The organism is Serratia sp. X3 (assembly GCF_014982455.1).
Classification (GTDB): domain Bacteria; phylum Pseudomonadota; class Gammaproteobacteria; order Enterobacterales; family Enterobacteriaceae; genus Serratia; species Serratia ureilytica.
Genome location: NZ_JADCNB010000001.1, coordinates 594863 through 617276 on the forward strand (window position 1 = coordinate 594863; position 22414 = coordinate 617276).

At 59.1% G+C, this 22414-nt stretch carries 19 protein-coding genes and 4 pseudogenes; 11 read left to right on the forward strand and 12 right to left on the reverse strand.

Going from position 1 to position 22414, the window contains the following annotated elements:
* Positions 1-52: 52 nt before the first annotated feature.
* Positions 53-2233, reverse strand: coding sequence for a glycoside hydrolase (locus IMX17_RS02785; RefSeq protein ID WP_046896546.1), 2181 nt, complete (start codon positions 2231-2233; stop codon positions 53-55).
* A gap of 500 nt (positions 2234-2733) precedes the next feature.
* Between IMX17_RS02785 and IMX17_RS02790 the strand changes: the two genes are divergently transcribed.
* Positions 2734-3432 (forward strand): MgtC family protein, encoded by a 699-nt coding sequence (locus IMX17_RS02790; protein ID WP_046896547.1) that lies wholly within the window; start codon positions 2734-2736, stop codon positions 3430-3432.
* Between the two features lie 243 nt (positions 3433-3675).
* Entirely contained in the window at positions 3676-6375 is a 2700-nt protein-coding gene (gene mgtA / locus IMX17_RS02795) for a magnesium-translocating P-type ATPase (RefSeq protein ID WP_033643589.1), read from the forward strand.
* Positions 6376-6423: 48 nt separating this feature from the next.
* Here the strand turns inward: mgtA and IMX17_RS02800 are convergent, their stop codons facing one another.
* The 4 genes from IMX17_RS02800 to IMX17_RS02815 form a co-directional block, all read right to left on the reverse strand.
* Positions 6424-7197 (reverse strand): DUF3307 domain-containing protein, encoded by a 774-nt coding sequence (locus tag IMX17_RS02800; protein WP_046896548.1) that lies wholly within the window; start codon positions 7195-7197, stop codon positions 6424-6426.
* A 2-nt stretch (positions 7198-7199) separates the two neighbouring features.
* Positions 7200-7796 (reverse strand): hypothetical protein, encoded by a 597-nt coding sequence (locus tag IMX17_RS02805; RefSeq protein ID WP_046687361.1) that lies wholly within the window; start codon positions 7794-7796, stop codon positions 7200-7202.
* A gap of 211 nt (positions 7797-8007) precedes the next feature.
* Positions 8008-8187 carry a hypothetical protein gene (locus IMX17_RS02810; RefSeq protein WP_004935085.1) on the reverse strand — a complete coding sequence of 60 codons (180 nt, stop codon included), beginning with the start codon at positions 8185-8187 and terminating at the stop codon, positions 8008-8010.
* A gap of 95 nt (positions 8188-8282) precedes the next feature.
* A complete protein-coding gene (locus tag IMX17_RS02815; RefSeq protein WP_193549314.1) occupies positions 8283-9392 on the reverse strand; it encodes a YbdK family carboxylate-amine ligase in 1110 nt (369 codons plus the stop codon).
* A gap of 150 nt (positions 9393-9542) precedes the next feature.
* Between IMX17_RS02815 and IMX17_RS02820 the strand changes: the two genes are divergently transcribed.
* From IMX17_RS02820 to arsC, 3 genes are all read left to right on the forward strand, one after another.
* Positions 9543-9869, forward strand: a complete 327-nt coding sequence (locus tag IMX17_RS02820) for a metalloregulator ArsR/SmtB family transcription factor (protein WP_046896551.1) — start codon at positions 9543-9545, stop codon at positions 9867-9869.
* A gap of 70 nt (positions 9870-9939) precedes the next feature.
* Entirely contained in the window at positions 9940-11229 is a 1290-nt protein-coding gene (locus tag IMX17_RS02825) for an arsenic transporter (protein ID WP_193549315.1), read from the forward strand.
* A 14-nt stretch (positions 11230-11243) separates the two neighbouring features.
* Positions 11244-11675: a glutaredoxin-dependent arsenate reductase gene (arsC, locus tag IMX17_RS02830; protein WP_046896553.1), complete on the forward strand. Its 432-nt coding sequence runs from the start codon at positions 11244-11246 to the stop codon at positions 11673-11675.
* 26 nt (positions 11676-11701) lie between these two features.
* Here the strand turns inward: arsC and IMX17_RS02835 are convergent, their stop codons facing one another.
* Genes IMX17_RS02835 through fdhD form a run of 3 tightly spaced genes read right to left on the reverse strand, consistent with a single transcriptional unit; the run spans position 11702 to position 14517 of the window.
* The gene (locus tag IMX17_RS02835; protein WP_033643584.1) at positions 11702-12664 is read right to left on the reverse strand and encodes a Dyp-type peroxidase; all 963 of its coding nucleotides are present in this window, start codon (positions 12662-12664) and stop codon (positions 11702-11704) included.
* Positions 12665-12698: 34 nt separating this feature from the next.
* A complete protein-coding gene (locus tag IMX17_RS02840; protein ID WP_033643582.1) occupies positions 12699-13616 on the reverse strand; it encodes a bestrophin family protein in 918 nt (305 codons plus the stop codon).
* A 58-nt stretch (positions 13617-13674) separates the two neighbouring features.
* Entirely contained in the window at positions 13675-14517 is an 843-nt protein-coding gene (gene fdhD, locus IMX17_RS02845; RefSeq protein ID WP_046896554.1) for a formate dehydrogenase accessory sulfurtransferase FdhD, read from the reverse strand.
* A 295-nt stretch (positions 14518-14812) separates the two neighbouring features.
* Between fdhD and IMX17_RS25130 the strand changes: the two are divergent.
* Positions 14813-14992: pseudogene (locus tag IMX17_RS25130) on the forward strand (DNA polymerase V); the annotation flags it as partial.
* A 107-nt stretch (positions 14993-15099) separates the two neighbouring features.
* Positions 15100-15471, forward strand: coding sequence for a hypothetical protein (locus IMX17_RS02850; RefSeq protein ID WP_152665173.1), 372 nt, complete (start codon positions 15100-15102; stop codon positions 15469-15471).
* A 58-nt stretch (positions 15472-15529) separates the two neighbouring features.
* On the opposite strand, the pseudogene IMX17_RS25135 reads toward IMX17_RS02850, so the two are convergent.
* Positions 15530-15763, reverse strand: a pseudogene (locus tag IMX17_RS25135) (resolvase); the annotation flags it as partial.
* 21 nt (positions 15764-15784) lie between these two features.
* Here IMX17_RS25135 and IMX17_RS25420 point away from each other — a divergent pair.
* From IMX17_RS25420 to IMX17_RS25390, 4 genes and pseudogenes are all read left to right on the forward strand, one after another.
* Positions 15785-15964, forward strand: a pseudogene (locus IMX17_RS25420) (hypothetical protein); the annotation flags it as partial.
* A gap of 187 nt (positions 15965-16151) precedes the next feature.
* Positions 16152-16586, forward strand: a complete 435-nt coding sequence (gene umuD, locus IMX17_RS02855) for a translesion error-prone DNA polymerase V autoproteolytic subunit (protein ID WP_080350153.1) — start codon at positions 16152-16154, stop codon at positions 16584-16586.
* A gap of 2 nt (positions 16587-16588) precedes the next feature.
* Positions 16589-17941, forward strand: coding sequence for a translesion error-prone DNA polymerase V subunit UmuC (gene umuC, locus IMX17_RS02860; protein ID WP_227414451.1), 1353 nt, complete (start codon positions 16589-16591; stop codon positions 17939-17941).
* 392 nt (positions 17942-18333) lie between these two features.
* On the forward strand, positions 18334-19683 hold the full coding sequence (locus IMX17_RS25390) for a colicin-like pore-forming protein (RefSeq protein ID WP_193549316.1): 1350 nt from the start codon (positions 18334-18336) through the stop codon (positions 19681-19683).
* Between the two features lie 52 nt (positions 19684-19735).
* On the opposite strand, the gene IMX17_RS02870 is transcribed toward IMX17_RS25390, so the two are convergent.
* The 3 genes and pseudogenes from IMX17_RS02870 to IMX17_RS02880 all read right to left on the reverse strand — a co-directional run bounded on the left by IMX17_RS02870 (position 19736) and on the right by IMX17_RS02880 (position 22219).
* Positions 19736-20152 carry an RbsD/FucU domain-containing protein gene (locus IMX17_RS02870; protein ID WP_046896556.1) on the reverse strand — a complete coding sequence of 139 codons (417 nt, stop codon included), beginning with the start codon at positions 20150-20152 and terminating at the stop codon, positions 19736-19738.
* A gap of 46 nt (positions 20153-20198) precedes the next feature.
* Positions 20199-20963, reverse strand: coding sequence for an SDR family NAD(P)-dependent oxidoreductase (locus tag IMX17_RS02875; RefSeq protein WP_042784898.1), 765 nt, complete (start codon positions 20961-20963; stop codon positions 20199-20201).
* 21 nt (positions 20964-20984) lie between these two features.
* A pseudogene (locus IMX17_RS02880) lies at positions 20985-22219 on the reverse strand (MFS transporter).
* Positions 22220-22414: the final 195 nt, after the last annotated feature.

The following is a 22414-nucleotide window of genomic DNA, read 5'->3' on the forward strand; positions in this document are numbered from 1 at the left end:
CTTGTGGGTAAACGAAAATATAGCCTAGCGTAGCCCACTGCCGGCGGCCTTGCTAAGGTGCGATATCGAGAGTGCGACCGTCGGCCAGTTTGGCGCGTACGCTGTGGGGCGCCACGCCGCCGAAAGGCTGCGCGCTGAAATTGGCGGTCAGGGTCGATCCGTCGCTGAACGTCGTCTGTTGCACCCAGCCGTCCCGATCGAGCCAGCGGAAGTCGGTTAACGCTTTGTCCCACAAGGCCTGATGCAGCGGCCGGAAGGCGGCGTCGGCGCGTTTTATCGCCGGTAAGCGCGCCGCCAGAGTGGCGCGGCTCAGGTGGAACATCGGTGCGGTGTTGTACAGCTGGCTGAGCAGGCTGCGGGTGGTCTGAACGTCGCTGAACTTCAGATTGTCGTAATTCCAGTGGTGGCTGCTGACGATAGCATCGTGGAAAACGGCCTGGTACAGCGGCAGGCGGTAACGCGGATCGAATTCGACGGTACGGTAGGGCTGTTTCACTTTGGCGGGGCGGAAGAAAAACGCCGGTTGGGCGTTGGGCCACCAAGCGCCGAGATAATAGGGCGAGGATTTATCCTGATTCATCTGTTTATCTCCCCAGCCGAATCCCCAGGTTTCCATGCCGTGGGCGAACATCAGGCTGCGCGCGGTCACTGCGTTGCCATCCTCTGAGCCCAGCGGCAACTTAAGGGTGGCGCTGAACCAGGCGAGCCGGGCGTTGCGGGCTTCGGCCATCTGCGCCGCGCCGGTTGGGTGGTCGGGCTGATAGTCGTCGGACACCATGCCGGTGCCGTCCACATCGAGAAACAGGCTATTCAATCCGGCCAATTGCACCAGTTCGCGCATGCGCTGTTGAGAATAGGGCAGGACACAGCCTGGATTGAGGTAATAACCCTGTTTACCGAAGCCGGGTTTCCTGCTGCCGTCTGCGCGCACGATGGCGCAGGATTCCCGGAGCGTCGTCGGCAACTGCGCGGTGAGCCAGCTGTCGTTGACGCCGCGCGCGATGGCGGTATCGTAGGAGTCGTAGCTGGCGATCAGATAACCGGCCGCTTTGGCGGCGGCTACCGCTTGCGGGTGCAGGAAGGCGGCGGTCCAGTTATCGGTGCCCAACCACAGGCGCGGCAAACCGGCCTGGCGCAGCGCGTCGATCACCGGTTTGGCCAACCCTTGCCCCCAACCGTCCGCTGGGGTTAACCAGCGTCCCAGCTCCCGTTGCGCCAGCGCCCGCACTGCGGCGGCCTGGCGCTGCTGCGCCTGCAGAAAGTCGGCGTCATCCGGCGTTGCGCCTAGCGCGAACTGCGCCGTCAACGCCCGGTTGATGCCGTCCATCAGGGGTTGTTGTTGCCAGCCCTCCGGCGTTTTTCCCGCCAGCCGCAGCAGCAAGCTTCTGCTCTCGGCGTCCATCTTCTGCCGCAGCGCTTCGGCGGCGGGAGAGGCGAGGTAGTGCAGTAATCCCGGCCAATCCTTGACATCTTCCGCCGCCAGCAATTGGTCGCCCCACAGATAGATATGGGTAGCGCCGATCAGTTTTTCGCCTTCGGGCGCCTGCTTGATCTTCTCGCGCAGGCTGCTGAACCGGCCGTTTTGTTGCAGATAGTCGCGGTAACGGCGGGCGCCGGACAGCGGGGCGTTGCCGACGTGCAGCAGCACCTCGAATGCCTGTTGTTGATTGAAGCGATTGAATTGGTGGCTGGCGCGCATCGCCAGCTTTTCCTGCGCGGCGGCGAAGGCTATCTGGTTACTGAACGGCGTCAACATCAGCCAGCTGTAGACCTTACCCTGGTGTTGCAGGCTCCACAGCGGCAGTTTCAGATCCCAGTTGGTATCCAGCGGCGTCATTTCCGTCGTCAGGTAATGACGCCAGACCGCGTTGTCCAGCGGGATGCGGCTGCCTTCGCCGATCGGCAACAGCAACGTTTCCCCCTGTGGCATACGATACCAGTTCAGGGTTTGCGGCCGATCGCTGCTGAAGCTCAGGCGCAGATCGCCGCCTTCCAGACGGGCGCTGACGTTGATTGCGCGTTGCGGCCATCGCCAGCTGGCGCGTCGTGGCGTTGCGGTAAGATCCGTTACCTGCTGCGCAGGCTGCGCCAGATTGATCGGCACCGGGCCTGCGGCGATATGCAGCGTGGCAGGGTCGAGTTCAAATTGCACGTCGCCTTGCTGCAGCAGTAAGGCATCGGCGGGAAAACTGATGAGCAGCGCCAGCGCGAGCGCGGAAAGCCGTTGTTTCATCGGGGCGTCCTTGGAAGATGAAAGAGGGCAGTTTACCGATAAGCGCACTGTCGCCCAATGTCGCCATCTTCTATTTGTGACATCGAAATATAAACGCCGTATTCCAGTTTATTTTTCGTTTAATAAATTAGCCTTTACTTCATTACCCGACGTCACTATACTCAGCCAAAATTTCAGTGGAGAAACCCAATTGGACAGTTGTAGTTGTAATCAAACAAATAAGGCAAGCTGACCAATTCTCTTCTGATTTGTTGCTTGCCGTTATCGGCGGGCAGCACCCCTCTCCAGTTATTTCTGAGCTGTGCATACCCGAATAAGAAACGTTTCCTGATGCCTGACGGTTTCAGGTGAATTGAGTTGGACGTTATTATGGTATTCTGCAGCCACAGCCTTTTCCCTCCAGGCGCGACACGCTGATTCGCTGATTTATTTTCAGCGCGATTTCGCGTGTGCTAAACAGCACATGATTTTATCTCCTGCGGTTAATTAAGGGGACAGTCATGGCTATGACTCCTTTCGTTTTGAATTTATTGCTGGCGATGTGCCTGGGCGCGGTCATTGGCGCCGAACGCCAGTGGCGCCAACGCATGGCCGGCCTGCGCACCAATGCGCTGGTGGCGACCGGCGCGGCGGTCTTTATTCTCAGCTCCATGTCCACCGATCCGGCCAGCGCCGGCCGCGTGGCGGCGCAGATCGTATCCGGTATCGGCTTCCTCGGCGCCGGCGTGATCATGCGTGAAGGGCTTAATATTCGTGGCCTCAACACCGCCGCCACGCTGTGGTGTTCGGCGGGGATCGGCGTACTGTGCGGCCTGGGCCAGCATTGGGATGCGGTGGTCGCTACGCTGGTGATCCTGTGCGCTAATATCCTGCTGCGCGAAGCCGCGCAGCGCATCAATCTGCAGCCGCAACAGCAGGCGACCGATCTGGAACTGTGCTATCGCATTCAGGTGACCTGCGGCGAACAGGACGAAATTCTGGTGCGCACCCTGATCCTGCAGGCGCTGAACGGCGTCGCCTTGCGGCTGCAATCCTTGCGCAGCGCCGATATTTCCAGCCCGGGGCAATTGGAAGTGTGCGCGGAAATTACCGCTACGCCGGCCGCGCAAAAAGAAATCGAAGGTATTGTCTGCCGCGTCAGTCTGGAAAAAAGCGTGAGTGCCGTTCGCTGGCGCGTCGCGTCCGAATTACCGGTCTGATTAATGATATAAATATTGATTAACTTGATTATATGTTCAGGTTTATTCATGCACGCCTTGAATAACGCTGAGCATTAAGGAGGCGTTATGGACGATGACCCCGGAAGGAAAATGATTCCAGCGTGGCTGACAGGGTAATTCAGCCATTTAGTCACGCTAATAAAAAATTCCAAGCTGCGCATAGTCACCTGTTTATCGGGCGGGGCTTCGCTGTGCGCAGAACTAAAATAAGAGAATAGCGTTATGACTCAGATTAATGAAAGAACGCGTCGCCGTGATAAAGACGCGGTGACCTACGCCATTGCGCAAGAGGCCACCAACAGCATCGCTCAAACGCTGGCGAACCTGAAGTGCAACCGCAACGGCTTGACCCAGGACGACGCCGATGAGCGGCTGGAGCAGTTCGGCGCCAACCAGGTCGCCCATGACAAGGCGCCGCATGCCCTGATCCAGCTGATCAAGGCCTTCAACAACCCGTTTATCTTCGTGCTGATGGTGCTGGCTGCGATCAGTTTCTTTACCGATTATTGGCTGCCGCTCCAGAGCGGTGAAGAAACTGAACTCACCGGCGTCATTATCATCCTGACCATGGTCACGCTGAGCGGGCTGCTGCGTTTCTGGCAGGAATACCGCACCAACAAAGCGGCGGAAGCGCTGAAATCGATGGTGCGCACTACCGCCACGGTGCTGCGCCGCAGCAGCTACAGCGCGCATCCGCTGACGCTGGAAGTGCCGATCCGCGAACTGGTGCCGGGGGATATCATCCAGCTCTCCGCCGGTGACATGGTGCCGGCCGACGTGCGTCTTATCGCCTCGCGCGATCTGTTCATCAGCCAGGCGATTTTGACCGGCGAGGCAATCCCTATCGAGAAATACGATGCGATGGGCAACGTGGCGCAGAAGTCGAGCGAAGGGGAAGTGTCCAGCGAGAACGCGCTGCTTGAGCTGTCCAACATCTGCCTGATGGGCACCAACGTCGCCAGCGGTACCGCTACGGCGGTGGTGGTGGCGACCGGCGGGCGCACCTACTTCGGCTCGCTCGCCAAGTCGATCGTCGGGACACGGGCGCAGACTGCGTTCGATCGCGGGGTGAACAGCGTCAGCTGGCTGTTGATTCGCTTCATGCTGGTGATGGTGCCGGTGGTGTTGCTGATCAACGGCTTCACCAAAGGCGACTGGAGCGAAGCGGCGCTGTTCGCGCTGGCGGTGGCGGTCGGCCTGACGCCGGAAATGCTGCCGATGATCGTCAGCTCCAACCTGGCGAAAGGGGCGATCGCCATGTCGCGTCGCAAGGTGGTGGTGAAGCGTCTGAACGCCATTCAGAACTTCGGCGCCATGGACGTGCTTTGCACCGACAAGACCGGCACGCTGACCCAGGACCGCATCATTCTCGAGCACCACATCGACGTCAACGGTGCCAGAGATAACGAGGTGCTGCACCTGGCCTGGTTGAACAGCTTCCATCAGAGCGGCATGAAGAACCTGATGGATCAGGCGGTGATCCGCTTTGGCCGCGGCAAACCGGGGATTGAAGCCCTGGGGCGTTTCAGCAAGGTGGATGAGCTGCCGTTCGATTTCGTGCGCCGCCGTTTGTCGATCGTGGTGGCGGATGAGAATGGCCGCCAGCAGCTGATCTGTAAGGGCGCGGTGGAGGAGATGCTGGAGATCGCCACCCACGTGCGCGAAGGCGATCAGACGCTGGTGCTGGACGACGCGCGCCGTGCGGCGTTGCAGGCGCTGGCCCGAGAATATAACGAAGACGGTTTCCGCGTGCTGGTGCTGGCGACGCGCGAGCTGGATGCGCAGCGTCCGGCCGAACCGCTGAGCGTGGCCGACGAACGCGATATGGTGGTGCAAGGGCTGCTGACCTTCCTCGATCCGCCGAAGGAGAGCGCTCAGCAGGCGATCGCCGCGCTGCAGGAAAATGGCGTGACGGTGAAGGTGCTGACCGGCGACAACCCGGTGATCACCTGCAAAATTTGCCGGGACGTCGGGCTGGAGCCGGGCGAGCCGCTCTCCGGGCTGCGGATTGAACAGATGGATGACGAAGAACTGGCGCGCGAAGTGGAACAGCGCACGGTCTTCACCAAGCTGACGCCGCTGCAAAAATCGCGGGTGCTGAAAATGCTGCAGGCCAACGGCCATACCGTCGGCTTCCTCGGCGACGGCATCAACGATGCGCCTGCGCTGCGCGACGCCGACGTCGGCATCTCGGTCGACACCGGTACCGATATCGCCAAGGAGTCGGCGGACATCATCCTGTTGGAAAAGAACCTGATGGTGCTGGAAGAGGGGGTGATCAAAGGGCGCGAGACCTTCGGCAATATCATCAAGTACCTGAACATGACCGCCAGCTCCAACTTCGGCAACGTGTTCTCGGTGCTGGTGGCCAGCGCCTTCATCCCGTTCCTGCCGATGCTGGCGATCCACCTGTTGATTCAGAACCTGATGTACGACATTTCTCAGCTGTCTCTGCCGTGGGACAAGATGGACAAAGAGTTTCTGCGCAAACCGCGCAAGTGGGACTCCAAAAACATCGGGCGCTTTATGCTGTGGATTGGGCCGACCTCGTCAATCTTCGATATCACGACGTATGCGCTGATGTGGTACGTGTTCGCCGCCAACAGCGTGGAACACCAGGCGCTGTTCCAGTCCGGCTGGTTCATTGAGGGGCTGCTGTCGCAAACGCTGGTGGTGCATATGCTGCGCACCCAGAAGATCCCGTTCATTCAGAGCACGGCGGCGTTGCCGGTCTTGCTGACCACCGGGTTGGTGATGGCGCTCGGCATCTACATTCCGTTCTCGCCGCTCGGCGCCCTGGTTGGCCTGCAGCCGCTGCCGTGGGAATACTTCCCGTGGTTGGCCGCAACGCTGGTCAGCTACTGCGTGGTCGCACAGTTGATGAAGCGTTTCTATATCCGCCGCTTCGGCGAGTGGCTCTAAGCCGCCTCGGCGTTCACTTCGGGGGCGAAATTCGTCGCCCCCGCACCGCTACAGCAGTTTGTTGACCAGCAGGCCGAGCATGATGGTCAGCGTGAAGGAAAACAGCGTGCCGAGCAGCACATACTCGGTACGCATCTTATCGTCACTTTGGCGCAGATCGCCGAAACGGAAGATAGATTTGGCCGCCAGCAAAAAACCGATCGCCGGAATTTGCCCCAGCAGCACAAAGGTCAGGATCAGCGTTCTTTCCAGATAGCCAATCTGTTTGCCCGCGCGCAGCAGCGAATCGTTGTCGGCCTTGGCCGAAGGCGGCATTTGCGGCGTCCAGCGCGCCAGCAGTTGCCCAATCAGCAGGCTCATCGGCAGATAAATCAGGCTGTAGGCCACCAGCACCAGGCCGGTTTGCCAACTCCCCAGTTGCCGTCCCAACGCCGCGAGCAGTTCACCGGCATTCGGCGTCAGCCCCAGCCACAGCAAGGCGATCACCGCCAGATGAAATCCCTGATCGAGCAGAAAGCTGCGGGCCGGGCTCAGGCGGATCATGGCGGTGACTTTCAGCAAATCGATCAGGTAGTGGCTGACGGCGATAACCAGCAGGCTGACCAGTACCTGCAGTGAAGACAGTCCGCCATGCAGCAGGCCGAAACCGGCCACCACCCAGGCGGCCAGCACCCCGTGCAGCAACGCGTGCAACAGCAGAAAACGCGAACGTGCGCGATGTTGGATTTTATCTTCCACCCAACTCAGCGGCTGCAGCGGAAAATCCGCCAGCAGATGGACGATCAACAGCCAGGCCAGTAAAGGCGCATAGGTCAGATCCATAGTCAGACGATCCTGTTAATGGCGTGAATAAACCGCATGATCTCCTCATAGGCCGCGCGTTTGAGCGTGGCGGAGACCGTGGAAGCGGCTTTTTGCAGCTGCTCGGCTACCGCCGCGCCGCTGTCGGCGAACATTCTCGCCTGGACGATGCGCGCTTCGGTCTGCGACAGGCGGCCAATGACATGATCTAACATCGGCAGCAGATCGCTGACAATGGCGTTTGTCCGATCGTTGTCGGTTTTCAGAGCCAGGCGGCAATTTTTCGTCATGGCGTCCAGCGCGCTGCCGGAGTTGATAAAGGCACTGCCGTAACCGGCGGCGTCCGGCCGTTGGCTACCCAGCCCGACGGCGATGCGCGCATCCCAGTGCGCGGCGCCCATCGCCCGCAGCGCAGTGCGAATATACACCGCCAGCAACAGCCCGTCCTCCGGCGCGGCCTGCGCCTGGAAGGCATCGCCGCGAAAAATTTCCACCTGGCGCAGCCGCCCGTCGCGCTGCAGCCGATCGAGCAGGCTGTGCAGCCCGTTGAGGTAGTTGACGGTGTCTGACCGGCGAGAATCGACCAGATCGCCGCTGATTACGCTGATTGGCGTCGGCATGGCGTGATCCGTTGTGGATGGGGGATGACTATAAATTCGCACCTGAATACGAATATGTCAATAATTCGTCTCTAAAGGCGAATTTTCCGGGTGTTGGTCGGTGGAGGTGAAACGTCGGGGGCGAAGAGAAAGGAAGAGACGGCCGGGAATGCGCGGACCTGTCAGGCCCGCCACCGGCGGCGTAGACGGAAAGAGGCCGGCGACCGGCCGTTCAGAAGCTTTTGACCAGCACGTCACGCGGCATTTCACTGCCGTGTTTCAGCAGGTGCTCAAACGATCTTTCGCTGCTTTTCAGCTGCTGCAAAAACTCTTGCGGCGACAGATCGTGCTTTTTGCCGCTCATGTAAGCCAGCGCCAGTTCTTTTGCCTGATAGCGGGAGAAATTGTACATAGCGTCCTCGATACGGTGAATGTCAGTGCTCACGATTGTAGCGAAAGAGCACATAATGAACAGCCGCTTTGGCGTATGGAATCGATAGCCGAAACTTAACTTGCCGGTTGCAACAGCTCATCGCACAGGCGTTTGATGACCTGGTTTTGCGGCAGGCCGTTGTGCAACATCTGGCGGATATGCTCCGAATCGCTGATGCCCCGGCGTACATGGCGCTCGACCGCCTGCAGCACGGCCCGATCCACCTGCCGCTCGGCGAAGCCGCTCAGCGTGTCGAGGGTGTGCAGGATATGTGCGGTCAGGCTGCAGCGGCGCAGCGTGACGGGATCGACGTATTCGGCGGCGAAACCGCTGCGATAGGCGTTGATCTTGTTGTAGTTGGTGAAGGCATCGTACTCCGGCGCGATCGGCGTGCGGTGTTGCAACAGAAAATCGGCCAGCAGACGGCAGTAGCCGACCAGCAGCGTGGCGTGCGCGAGGCGCAGCGGCGTATCGCAGATGCGAATCTCTACCGTGCCCAGCTCCGGTTTCGGCCGCGCATCCCAGTAAATATCCTTGACGCTGTCGATGACGCCGGCGGCATGCAGCCGGTCATAGTAGGCGTTGAATTCGCGCCAGCTGTAGATGTGTTCCAGGCAGCCGTAATTGGGGAAAGAATTCTGTGCGCTGAAACGGGAGCTGGCAAAGCGCGTATCGACGCCCTGGTACAGCGGTGACGAAGCGCTGAGCGCGATCAGCTGCGGAAAATAGGGCGTCAGCGCATGGCACAGGTACATCGCCTCGTCTCCGTCGTTGACGCCGAGGTGGATGTGTTGGCCGAATACGCAGGCCAGCTTGGAGAGATAGCCAAAGCGGCTGGCCAGCTGCCTGTAGCGCGCGTTGTCGCTGATGACCTGCTTGCGCCAGTCGTTGCTCAGGTGGCGGCCGCCGCCGCAGACGTCACAGCCCAGGCGCCGTGCGCTGCGCCGGACGGTATCGGTCAGGGCGCGCAGCTCGGCGTGCAGCACATCGAGATCGCGGTGCACCGAGCTGTTCAGTTCCACCATTGACTTGGTGAGCTCATGTTTGACGCGCCGGCGGTCGCCGACCGCGCTGACCACCCGGTCAGCCCGATCCGTAAGATCGTAGTGCTCGTCATCGACCAGCTGCAGCTCTATTTCGGTGCCGATGGAGAGTCTTTCCGACGGTTTGAATGTGAGCGGCATGGCGCCTCCTTCCCATAAAAACAGCGTAAGATAAGTATAAGTTGTTGGGCAGGGGATAACGCCTTGCGTTTTATATTTGATTTTTCGAATATGAAGATGGTATTTTCACGACCGATTTGTGGAGCAGATAAAGGTTAACGGGAGTGCGACATGACGTCATTGACGCCGCTGAAGCTGTTTAAAAACTTGTCGGACGAGACGCGTCTGACGCTGGTGCTGGTGCTGCGCCACGCCGGCGAGCTGTGCGTATGTGAGCTGTCGGGCGCACTGGCGCTGCCGCAGCCCAAAATATCAAGACATCTGGCGATGCTGCGTGAAAGCGGGCTGTTGCTCGATCGGCGCGATGGCAAGTGGATACATTATCGCCTGTCGCCGCATATGCCGGCCTGGGCGGCGGCTATTATTGAGCAGGCTTATCAGTGCCGATCAGAACAGATGACGGAATTGGCGCAACGTGCGGCGAAAGGTTGCCCGTAACGATAAAAAAATTTGCCCAAACACATTCGAAAATACATATATGTAAACCTGAAGAAGCAGCGAGGCGGCGATGATAGTGGCAGGAACAATCTTTATTCTGACGTTGATTTTGGTGATTTGGCAACCGAAAGGGCTGGGCATCGGTTGGAGTGCGTCGATCGGGGCGGGATTGGCATTAGTGAGCGGCGTGGTGCATGTCGGTGATATTCCCGTGGTGTGGCAGATAGTCTGGAATGCGACCGCGACCTTCATCGCCGTCATTATCATTAGCCTGCTGTTGGATGAAAGCGGCTTCTTCACCTGGGCCGCCTTGCATGTCGCACGTTGGGGCAACGGCAAAGGTCGATGGTTGTTTACCTACATGTTGCTGCTGGGAGCCGTAGTGGCGGCGCTGTTCGCGAACGACGGCGCTGCGTTGATTCTGACGCCGATCGTGATCGCCATGCTGTCGGCGCTCGGTTTTCGTCCTGCTGCCGTGCTGGCGTTCGTCATGGCGGCGGGCTTTATCGCCGATACTGCCAGTCTGCCGCTGGTGGTGTCCAACCTGGTAAATATCGTTTCAGCGGATTTCTTCCGTCTGGGCTTTACCGAGTATGCGGCGGTGATGGTGCCGGTCAACCTTGCCGCCGTCGCGGCGACGCTGGTGATGTTGCATCTGTTCTTCCGCAAGGATATTCCGCAGCGCTATGCATTGACGCGTTTACCGGTGCCGCGGGAAGCGATTCGCGATCGCGCGACGTTTCGGACCGGCTGGGCCGTATTGGCGCTGCTGTTGATGGGTTTTTTCGCCCTGGAGCCGCTCGGCGTGCCCGTCAGTTTGGTCGCCGCTTGCGGCGCCCTGGTTTTGCTGGCGGTGGCGAAACGCGGGCGAGCGATCGATACCGGTAAAGTGTTGCGCGGGGCGCCCTGGCAGATCGTCATTTTCTCATTGGGCATGTATCTGGTGATCTACGGGCTGCGCAACGCCGGTTTGACCGATTGGCTTTCCGGTGTGCTGGACGCGTTGGCACGGCAGGGGCTGTGGGCGGCGACGTTCGGCACCGGTTTCCTGAGCGCATTTCTCTCTTCCATCATGAATAACATGCCGACGGTATTGGTGGGGGCGTTGTCTATCGACGGCAGCAGTGCGGAAGGCGTCATCAAACAGGCGATGATTTACGCTAACGTTATCGGCAGCGATCTCGGCCCCAAAATTACCCCGATTGGCAGCCTGGCGACGTTACTGTGGCTGCATGTGTTGGCACAAAAGAACATCGTCATTACCTGGGGCTATTATTTCCGCGTGGGGCTGGTGATGACGTTGCCGATTTTGTTTGTCACCCTGGCCGCGCTGGCATTGCGGCTGTCCGTTTTGTCCTGACCGGAGAAACCGTCATGAGCGACATCAAGATTTACCATAACCCGGCCTGCGGCACGTCGCGCAATACGTTGGCGTTGATCCGCAACAGCGGCGTTGAGCCGGAGGTGATTTTGTATCTGGAAACGCCGCCAAGCCGCGAACGATTGATTGCGTTGCTGGCCGAAATGGGCATGACGCCGCGCGCATTGCTGCGCAAAAACGTCGAGCCTTACGCCGAGCTGAAACTGGACGAAGCCGGCTGGCGCGATGATCAACTGATCGACTTCATGCTGCAACAGCCGATCCTGATCAACCGCCCCATTGTGGTGACCCCGCTCGGCACGCGTTTGTGCCGTCCGTCGGAGGCGGTGTTGGAGATTCTGCCGGATCCGCAGCGCGGCGCCTTCAGCAAAGAGGACGGGGAGCCGGTGATTGATGCGCAGGGCCACAGGATAACCAACGGCTAATCGCTGCGGCCCCGCATTTCATCCAATCAGTGCAGTTCGGCGCCGCTGCGATCGGCCAGCGCTTCCAGCAGCGGGGCGGAAGGCACGAAGAACAGGGTGCCGGTCACCGCGTGGCTAAAATCGAGCAGCCGATCGTAGTTGCCGGCCGGGCGGCCGATAAACATGTTTTCCAGCATCTGCTCGATCGGCTGCGGGGAGCGCGCATAGCCGATAAAGTAGGTGCCGAACTCGCGCAGGCCGGGGCGGCCGAACGGCATGTTGTCGCGCAGAATTTTCACCTCGTTGCCTTGTTCGTCGGTGATGGTAGTCAGCGAACTGTGTGATGACGATGGCTTGACCGCTTCATCCAGCTCGATATTGGACTGTTTGTGGCGGCCGATGATCTTCTCCTGCGTTTCCACGCTGAGCGAATTCCAGCCCTGCATGTCGTGCAGGTATTTCTGCACCAGCACATAGCTGCCGCCGCTGAACGCCGCGTCTTCGTCGCCGATCACCGTGTAGTCGAAGGCTTCGTGCCCCTCCGGGTTCTCCGTACCGTCGACGAAGCCGATCATGGCGCGCTGATCGAAATAACGGAAGCCGTGCACCTCCTCGATCACCGTCACGGCGTCGCCGAGCTTGGCGGTCAACTGAGAGGCCAGTTCAAAACACAGATCCATTTCATCGGCGCGGATATGCAGCAGGATATCGCCGGGCGTGGCGACCGCAACGCGCTCCCCGCTGCCGATCGGGCTGAACGGATGCAGCTGGCGAGGGCGCGGCGCGCCGAACAGCGTATCCCAGGCCTCGGAGCCGAAGCCGCAGACGCAGGTGAGATTGCCCGCCGGCGCGCGTTTGCCGACCGAACGCACCACGGCGGCGATATCGCCGCACCAGGCGCGCACCGCCGCCAGATGGGCGGGAACGGGCGACAGGGTGGCGACGATGAAAATGGCATGGCGCGTCACCGGCGTGAATACGGCTTGCGGCGGGGTGTTATTTGCATTCATTGCATTCGGCTCCAGTGTGTTCGGGTGAAATAGATCAGATCAAATTAAAGTGCTCGTCGGGTTTCATCGGCGGTGGCAGCGGGCTTTGGTCGTTCATTTCCAGCAGGTTGCGCTCGATGGTGTTGCAAATGGCGTTTAACGGCAGATGGTTGGCCGACACGCCGAACGGATCCTCCAGCTCTTCGGCCAGTGAGTCCCAGGATAAGAAGGTATAGGAAATGAACACCGAAACAAACGGTGTCATGTAATGCAGATCGGTCACCAGGGCAAAAGGCAACAGGCTGCAGAACAGGTAAACGGTGCGCTGCAGGATCAGGGTATAGGCGAACGGCACCGGGGTGCTGGCGAGCCGTTCGCAGCCGCCGAGGGTGTGAGACAGTTCGCTCAGCTTATCGTCGATCAGCCCGAAGGTGATGTCGCTCAGCAGGCCCTGACGGCGCAATTTGCCGATTTCCTGGCCCAGCATCAGCAGGATGCGGTTGGTCGGCATCGGGCTGGCGATCACCTCTGCCAGCTCGTTGCCGGTGAGATTGTGGTACAGATCGGCGGTGGGGTCGGTGCCGCGCAGCTGATGCTTCAGGCTCCAGCTAAAGGCGATCAGCAGCTTGGCGACCTTTTGCTGCACCGCCGGTTCGTCCGGCAGCAGGCTTTTTATCTGGCGCAGCAGGGTGCGTTCGGTAATCAGCAGCGAGCCCCACAGGTTGCGCGCTTCGACAAAGCGGCTGTAGCCGGCGTTATTGCGAAAGCCGAGAAAAATGGCGATGGCGATGCCCAGCAGGCTGAACGGCGCGATGGTCAAATGCACGCCGAGCTGTTCGTACCATTGGTAGCTGATCACCGCCACTATCGACATCAGCACGTTCAGTGACAGGCGAAAGGTAATTTTTGACAGCACGGAACCGTGCCAGGCGAACAGGCGAAAAAACCAGTTCTGGTGCGGGCGAATTATCATAACGTGGGTGCTTCCAGGTGTCCTGCTATTGAGAATAGTCGATTCTTATCCGGCGGCGCTATGCCACCGTTGTCGATTGCCAGAGCCGTTGCGGGTGCGTATAGACGGTGGCGCGCCCCGGTTTGCTGAAGCCCACCAGCGTCAGGTTGCTGCGCTCGGCCACTTCCACCGCCAGACGGGTGGCGGCGGAGACGGCGAACAGGATCTCGACGCCGCACATGGCGGACTTTTGCACCATTTCATAGCTGGCGCGGCTCGAGACCAGCGCCGCCCCTTGCGACCAGGCCTGTTGGCTGCGGTAACCCAGCAGTTTGTCGAGCGCCACATGGCGGCCAACGTCTTCACATCCGCCGCTGAGCGCGCCGTCCGGTTGGATCCAGGCCGCCGCATGGGTGCAGCCGGTCAGTTTTCCCACCGTTTGCACTTCCTGCAGTTGAGCCAATGCCCGGTCGAGCTGGGCCAAATCGAAACGTTGGGTGAAGGGCAGCGGCGCGATGGGTTGAGCAACCTCCTGCAGCTGCTCGACCCCGCAGACGCCGCAGCCGGTGCGGCCGGCCAGGCTGCGGCGCTTCTCTTTCAGCTGCATAAAGCGGCGGCTCGAGAGCTCTACATGCACTTCAATGCCGTTGCAGGCCGGTTGTTGACGGATGTCGTAGATATCGTCGGGGGAGGCGATGATGCCTTCGGACAGCGAAAAACCGATGGCGAAGGCCGCCAGATCTTTTGGCGTCGCCATCATCACCACGTGGGAAATGCCGTTGTACACCAGGGCGACCGGCACTTCTTCCGCCAGCCAATCCGGCTGCGCCTGAGCCAGATCGGTGCGCTGCCAGACCGCATGGCGAGACAGGCAGGCCTGTTCGATGTCGTCGGTTTCTGCGAGGAGTAGGTGCTTGTTCATAACGTTCTCGTGACCGTCGGTGACGAGGCGCCGACGGGGATGAATGCTTATTGAGCAGGTGTGGGGATTATACAGGATTCTGATCCCGCTCGCGTAGGGAATCACGCCCTGCAGGTTATCCACAGTTTTAGTGGATAACGTGTGTGCAAGGCAGCGTGAAACCGTTAGCAGGCGTAAAAAAAAATCGCTCAGAAAATTATTATATTACGCGGCAAAGCGCGATCCGTCGGGGAATAGGGGGTTGCACGCGTTCGCGTTTTGTTTATGCTTTACTGTATAAATATACAGTTTGCTTATGATTATGCTGAGTACTTTAAGGTTGTATGCTTTTTCACCAGGCGAGCCCCTGACGTTACCGCTGTTTGCCGATCGCGTGGCCTGCGGTTTTCCCTCCCCGGCGCAGGACTATGTCGAGAGTCGGCTGGATATCGGCAAGTTGTTGGTGCGGCATCCTAATGCCACTTATTTCGTGCGCAGGCCTTCTATAAAGAAGTTGAGACTGATTAAAAAGCAGCCTTAATGTACAATAATTTTCGATATCCAAACTGACCCCATGAACAATCAATGAGTGAGAGGTGAAAGATGATTTCATACAAAAAAACCATATCTGCTCTTGTCATATTCGCTTTATCTAATGCTGTGGCATATGCGAATGATTTCGACAAATCAAATGAAGCGATGGCAATTTCAGCAATAGGTTTTTCTGGCTCAAATGCTCGTGTTGCACATGATGTTTGTGGGGCAACCAATGAGAAAATTGATAAATATAAAAAACAAATAAAAGACTCATTAACTAGAACATTAAAGTATGAACAGTCAGGATTCGATACGCATTGGGATAATGGTTGGAAAAATGCTGATTTTTTGGTTAAGTCATTAAGTAATGATGAAGCCTATAAAAAAGAATATTGCCGAGAGGTTTTAGATGGAATTAATAATCCTGAAATGAATTAAGGATTATTCCTTATTCGGGGGGCTACGCCGGAACCCCAGATTTTTCCGTCCGCTAAAATTATCCCCGGTTGAGCAGCTTTATACCGTCAGCTCGCAGTGGACCATCAGGGGAAATGTGGCGGTACAGCGTTTGTCGGGTTATCCCAAGCTCCTGGCATAACGTACTGACTTTCGTCTCTGGCCGTCCCATTGATGCCATTGCCAGTCGCAACTTTATTGGCGTCATTTTGTAAGGCCGTCCGCCGTTCCTCCCGTGGGCTCTTGCTGAGGCAAGGCCTGCCGCTGTTCTTTGCGGCGCTGTACGCAGCAGAGACCGACGGCCGCGCGCGACTGGCTCGACACCCGCTTAGTCCCGCCCTATGGTCAAATGCAGGCTGACGTGTACAGCCTGCAGGCAGAGGATTTCGTCTGGCAACCGATGTCGCCCGCCGTCGGCGCCGTTCGCAATGACAATCCCTCACTCATCCTGCCCATCGATACGCCAACGGTCTGAGTGTCGCATTATCCACAGTTTTGGTGGATAACGTGTGCGCAAGGCAGCGTGAAACCGTTAGCAGGCGTAAAAAAAATCGCTCAGAAAATTATTATATTACGCGGCAAAGCGCGATCCGTCGGGGGGTAGGGGGTTGCACGCGTTCGCGTTTTGTTTATGCTTTACTGTATAAATATACAGTTTGGTTATGATTATGCTGAGTACTTTAAGGTTGTATGCTTTTTCACCAGGTGAGCCCCTGACGTTACCGCTGTTTGCCGATCGCGTGGCCTGCGGTTTTCCCTCCCCGGCGCAGGACTATGTCGAGAGCCGGCTGGATATCGGCAAACTGCTGGTGCGGCACCCCAACGCCACCTACTTCGTGCGCGCCAGCGGCGAGTCGATGATCGACGGCAATATTCAGGATGGCGATCTGTTGATTGTCGACAGCGCCCTGACGCCGGAGCACGGCAATATCGTGATCGCTGCGGTGGACGGTGAATTCACCGTCAAAAAGCTGCAGCGCCACCCCGACGTGCGGCTGTTGCCGATGAATCCCGCCTACGCGCCCATCGTGTTCGACGACGAAGCGCAGCTGGAGATCTTCGGCGTGGTGACCTTTATCGTCTACGCGGCGCTGTAACCATGTTCGCCCTGGTAGACGTCAACAGCTTCTACGCTTCCTGCGAGACCATCTTCCGGCCCGACCTGCGGGGGCGGCCGGTGATTGTGTTGTCCAACAACGACGGCTGCGTGATCGCCCGCAGCGCCGAGGCGAAGGCGCTGGGCGTGCCGATGGGCGCGCCTTATTTCAAGATCAAAGAGGAGATGCGCCGTCGCAACGTCGCGGTGTTCTCCTCCAACTACGCGCTGTACGCCGATATGTCCCGCCGGGTGATGGACACGCTGGAGGAGATGGCGCCGGCGGTGGAGGTCTATTCACTGGACGAAGCCTTTCTGCGGCTGGACGGCGTGGCGCGCTGCGAGGCGCTGGAACCGTTCGGCCAGCGGGTGCGCGATCGCATCCGGCGCGAGCTGCATTTGACCGTCGGGGTCGGCATTGCGCCGAGCAAAACGCTGGCCAAGCTGGCCAACTTCGCGGCCAAGAAATGGCGCGGCACCGGCGGCGTGGTGGATTTATCCGATCCGGCGCGCCAGCGCAAACTGCTGGCGTTGCTCCCGGTGGAAGAAGTGTGGGGCGTGGGCCGCCGCCTGACGCGCCAGCTGCAGGCGATGGGCATTCACACCGCGCTGCAGCTGGCGGACTGCGATACCCGACTGGCGCGTAAAACCTTCAGCGTGGTGCTGGAGCGCACGATACGTGAGCTGCGCGGCGAGTCATGCCTGCAATGGGAGGATGAGGCGGCGGCGAAAGAGCAGATCATCTGTTCCCGCTCGTTCGGCCAGCGGTTGACGCACTACCCGCACATGCGCGAGGCGATCTGCAGCTATGCCGAACGCGCCGCCGAAAAGCTGCGACAGGAAAAGCGCTATTGCCGCAACGTGTCGGTGTTTATCAAAACCAGCCCGCATTCGGCGGGCGAAGGCTATTACAGCAATATGGGTACCGCCCGGCTGCAAACGCCGAGCAACGACAGCCGCGACATCATCGCCATGGCGGTGCGCGCGCTGGAGAGCATTTGGCAGGAGGGGCGGCGTTATCTGAAGGGCGGCGTGATGCTGGGGGATTTCAGCGCCGCCGCCATGGCGCAGATCGACCTGTTCGACGACTGCCCGCCGCGCCGCAACAGCGAGCGCCTGATGGCGACCCTCGATCGCCTGAATCAGGAAGGGCGCGGGCGCGTATGGTTCGCCGGGCAGGGGATCGTCAAACCGTGGCAAATGAAGCGCGAAATGTTGTCGCCGGCTTACACCACCCGGCTGGCGGATATCCCGCTGGTGCGGCTAGGGGAGCGGGAGCCGCGTGATGCCCCACGGGCTGCTGTGCGGCCCAATCCGTCGAGACCTAAGGGAATAGGCGATAATAAGGCAGGGTAAGCATGGCATGATCTGGGCGCCAACGATCTTCACCGGGTCCCCCCCCCCCCCCCCCCCCCCCGAGTTCAGAACCCGGATGCGTCGCTGGCTGCCTGGCGGCAGGGCGCTTATGACCTCTCTTTATTCGCCATTCACCGTTTTGCGCCATCTGATCACATAGGTTCCTTGGATATTTCAGTCTCTAACGCCTGTATTGCAAAGGGCGCGCATGCGTTGGCTCGTTGATTGTTTCACCGACCAGACAGCCGCCATCCGTTGTCCTTATTTCTGCGGTTTTTTATAAATGACGGGCAGCTAAAAACGGTTTGCCGATAGGGATAATGCGCGTGTCAATCCGCGTTAAACGAGAATATCGGCATCTTAAAAATAAAACGAAATAAGGATGAAAGCATATGCCTGGATTTAATTATGGTGGTAAAGGAGATGGAACTAACTGGAGTTCTGAACGCGGTACGGGCCCTGAGCCGGGGGGCGGTGATAAAGGCCATTCCGGCGATCGCGATCGCGGCGGCGCCGGCGTTGGCAACAGCCCGGAACAGCAACAGATAGCGGCGATCCAAAACGATCCGGCGCTGCGCATGAAGCTGGAGGCGGTGATTAAGGCGGCGCGCAGAATTAATCCGGATGCGAAATTGCATATTGAAAGCGTCAGCCCATCCGGCACGCTGAGCCTTTCCGCCACCGGTTTGACGGCCGATCAGGCGAAGCACATTGGCCTGGGGGGGCTGGTGATGGGGATCAACGCCAAGGGGGTGACAGTGGCGATCGGGGATATCGAAACCGGCCATGCGCGCAAGCCCTCCCCCCCAGGCAAAGGCGGCAACAATGGCCTGAATGCCGGGCAGATCGGCGCCTCTTCGTTAGGCAATTTCGTGACAGACTCGCATCGCGACCGGCCCGTCAGCGGCTGGCATGGCAACGGCAAAACCGGCGAATTCTCGACGACCCGCACGACCGGGAGTTACTACGGTTTTCATCATTTGAAGGTGGAAAAGCAAGACGGAGTGGCGACCTACAGCCTCTACTATAAGGCCAATAAGAACCGGCCCGCGTTTATCGCCGTGGTGAGAGGGGATAACCTGAATGCCATGGAGGTGAAATATGCCAACGGCAAGCCGGTAAAATCGCCTGGCTCGGTAAAAACGGTCGTTAAGGAATTCGTCGAATATCAAAATGCGGAATTAAAAGCCATCAAGGATGGCGTCAGCCTGGCCGCAGGTATCAATAAAGATATCGCGGAAAAGATCGGCGCGAAATACGCCAAACTCGCCAAGGATTTGGAGGCGGGAATTCAAGGAAAATATATCCGCAACGTGCAAGATGCGGAGAAAACCTACGAGCAATTGACGAAGGGCCTGAACAAAAAGCTCAAGGCGCAGGACAAAGCGGCGATTGTCGCCTGGCTGAAAATGATCGATGCGGAACAGTATGCCCGCAATGCGCGGGTATTGGGCAAGGTCTTCACCGGGGTGGATTGGGCGATCAAGGGCGCGGATCTGGTAAACGCCGCGATTGAAGGTTTCTCAACCGGCAACTGGAAAGCGTTCCGCAACCAGCTCGAAGCGCTCGGGTTGTCGATCGGCGCAGGGTATACGCTTTCCGCTATCGCCGCGTTTTTCGCGCCGACGCTGGTGTCGTCGACGGTGGGCATTTTCGCCTTCGCTTACCTGTTTGGTTGGGCCACCAGCTATATCGATGCGGAACGTGCGGGGGAGCTGGAGAAGTGGGTCGCTGACCTGTAACGGCATGAGGGGGCTAGCCCCCTCATTTTACCCCTCACACCCTCTACCTCTTTCACACCACCGGCGCTACCGTCAGCAGCAGATTGGCGAAGCGGCGCCGTTCGCCGGAGGCGATCACCAGCAGCGTCCGATCCGATTTGACCGCGGCGTAAAAAGCCTCGCGCGGCAGGTGCTCGAGCGGGCAATGTTCTGGCAGCAGTTGCCGGTATTCGGCTTCGACAGTGTTGGTGAAGTCCGGCGGGCAGGCCATCAGCGCCGCGCTTTCCACGTTGATGCAGGCCAGCAGTTTTTCCAGGATTGGCGGGGCGGCGAGCGTGCCGGGCGCCAGGTTCAGATAGACCACGGTGGCGTCTTTCGGCGCGTGCGTCACGCAGGCGTAATTGCCGTCGGCGATCAGCACCTGGGTTTTATGCCCGCATTGCGCCAGCGCGGCGAGCAGCGGCGGGTGAGTGATGGCGGATTTGATCATAAAGCGATTCCTGAATAGGGGGGCGGCCGTGCCGCCCGCAGCTGAACTACATGCGGAAGATGCCGCCGTTGATGTCGAGAGTGGCGCCGGAGATGAAGCCGTCGTATTCCGCCGCCAGGAAGGCGATGGCGCGGGCCACGTCGTCCGGCGTGCCTGCGCGGCCCAGCGGGATGGCGCGAACGGTTTCCTCCGCCGATGCCTGGGTGGTGTGGCGATTATGAAAGCGGGTGCCGAGGATCAGGCCGGGCGCCACCGCGTTCACCCGGATGCCGTGCTCGCCCAGCTCCGCCGCCAGCGAGCGCGTCCAGGTGAGCACCGCCCCCTTGGTGGCGGAATAGACCAGCGAGCCGGCGTGCCCGCCGGCGCGGCCGGCCAGCGAGGCCAGGTTGATGATGCTGGCGCCGTTCGGCGCCGCCTTCAGGTGCGGCAGCGCGCTCTGGGTTACGTTCAGCATGGTGGTCATGTTTACGTCGATCACGGTTTGCCAGAAGGCGCGATCGATCTCGCCCAGCCATTTGCGCCCGACGATGCCGCCGACGTTATTGATCAGAATATCGATGCCGCCGAGAAACTCGGCGCCGGCCGAGACGCAGCGCAGCGTTTCGTCGGTGTCGATGAGATCGGCGTAGCCGTAGGCGGCCTTTTGTCCGAGTGAATGGGCCAGCGCCACCAGCGCCTTGGGGCCGCTTTCGTCGCTGTGGTAGTGAAAATAGATGTCGCACCCGGCCTTGATCAGCCGCTCTGCGGTGGCGCGGCCGATGCCCTGTTCCGCCCCGGTGATAAAGACCTTTTTGCCCGCAAGATCGCCCATGATTGACTCCTTATTGGTTCGTTAAGAATTGATGACGCCTTCACGCTGTTTGGCGCAGTAGAAAATGCAGATCAAACCGGTCGCCAGCAGGCACGAGGCCAGGAAAAACAGCCCCGGCGCGCTGCTGCCGGTCAGATCGTTCAGCACGCCCACCGCATAGGGGGCGACGAAACCGCCGATATTGCCGATGCAGCTCACCACCGCCAGCCCGGCGGCCGCGGCCGCGCCGGTGGAGATATTGGCGGGCATGGATAAGAACGGCGGCACGGCGGTATAGATGCCGATGGCGGCGATGCACAGGAACGACAGCGCGACGAACGGGTCGTATTTAAAAAACGTCACCGCGCCCATCAGGCCGATGGCGGCGATCACCATGCTGAGGCCGGCGAACACGCCGAGCTTTTTGGTTTTGCTGGCCCACAGGCTCCACGGATAGACCAGCAGCGCGGCCAGGCCGTAGGGAATGAGCGCCAGCAGGCTGACGCGAAAGATATCGCTGCCGGAAATGGCGCTGATGATCGACGGCAGCCAGGTGCCGAAGCCGTAAATGCCGCATACCATGCCGAAGTTGAGCAGCGCGTAGAGCAGGTACTTTCTGTTTTTAATGCCCTTGAGGAAGTCGCCCAGCGTGATTTTTGAGCCGGATTTGGAGCGGCCGGCGTTGCTCATCAGCCAGGCTTTTTCCTCCACGTTCAGATAACCGACGTCCTTGGGCGAGTTCTTGATCAGGAAGGGGATCAGCAGGCCGATGACGATCGGCGGCAGCCCTTCGAGGATGAACAGCAGCTGCCAGGGGGCGAAGCCGAACCAGTCATGCTGAATATTGAGAATAAAGCCGGAAATCGGCGAGCCGACCGCGTTGGACAGCGGTTGGACGATGATGAACATGCCGAGAATTTTGGTGCGGTATTTTTCCGGGAAGAAGACCGTGAAGTAATACACCACCGAGGGAAAGAAACCGGCTTCGCACACGCCCAGCATAAAACGGCAAATATAGAGCTCCAGCGGCGTGCGCACAAAACCGAGCAGGGTCGCGAAGATGCCCAGGAAATTAATATTCTGGCGAACCAGATGCGCGGGCCGAATTTAATGGTGCCGGCGTTGCTGGGTATTTCAAACAGGAAATAGCCGATAAAGAAAATTCCGGAAGCGAAGCCGAAAGCCGAGGCGGTCAATCCCAGATTATCTTCCAACGCTTTGGCGGCGTAGGCCATATTGTTGCGGTCGAGAAAGGCCAGGAAATACAACAAGATCATGAGGGGGACAATATGCAGCGTCAATTTCCTGATGGCGCTGCGTTCAATATCCTTTGGCATTGTTTTTTTCATCATGGTTTTTCCCCATGTGGTTAATCGGAATAATAGCGGCCCGGCCCAAAGTCATGAGCGGCGTGCTGAATAACGACGTTGCGTGCATAAAGTGTCGCGCCGTTTATTTAGTGCGACGACGCT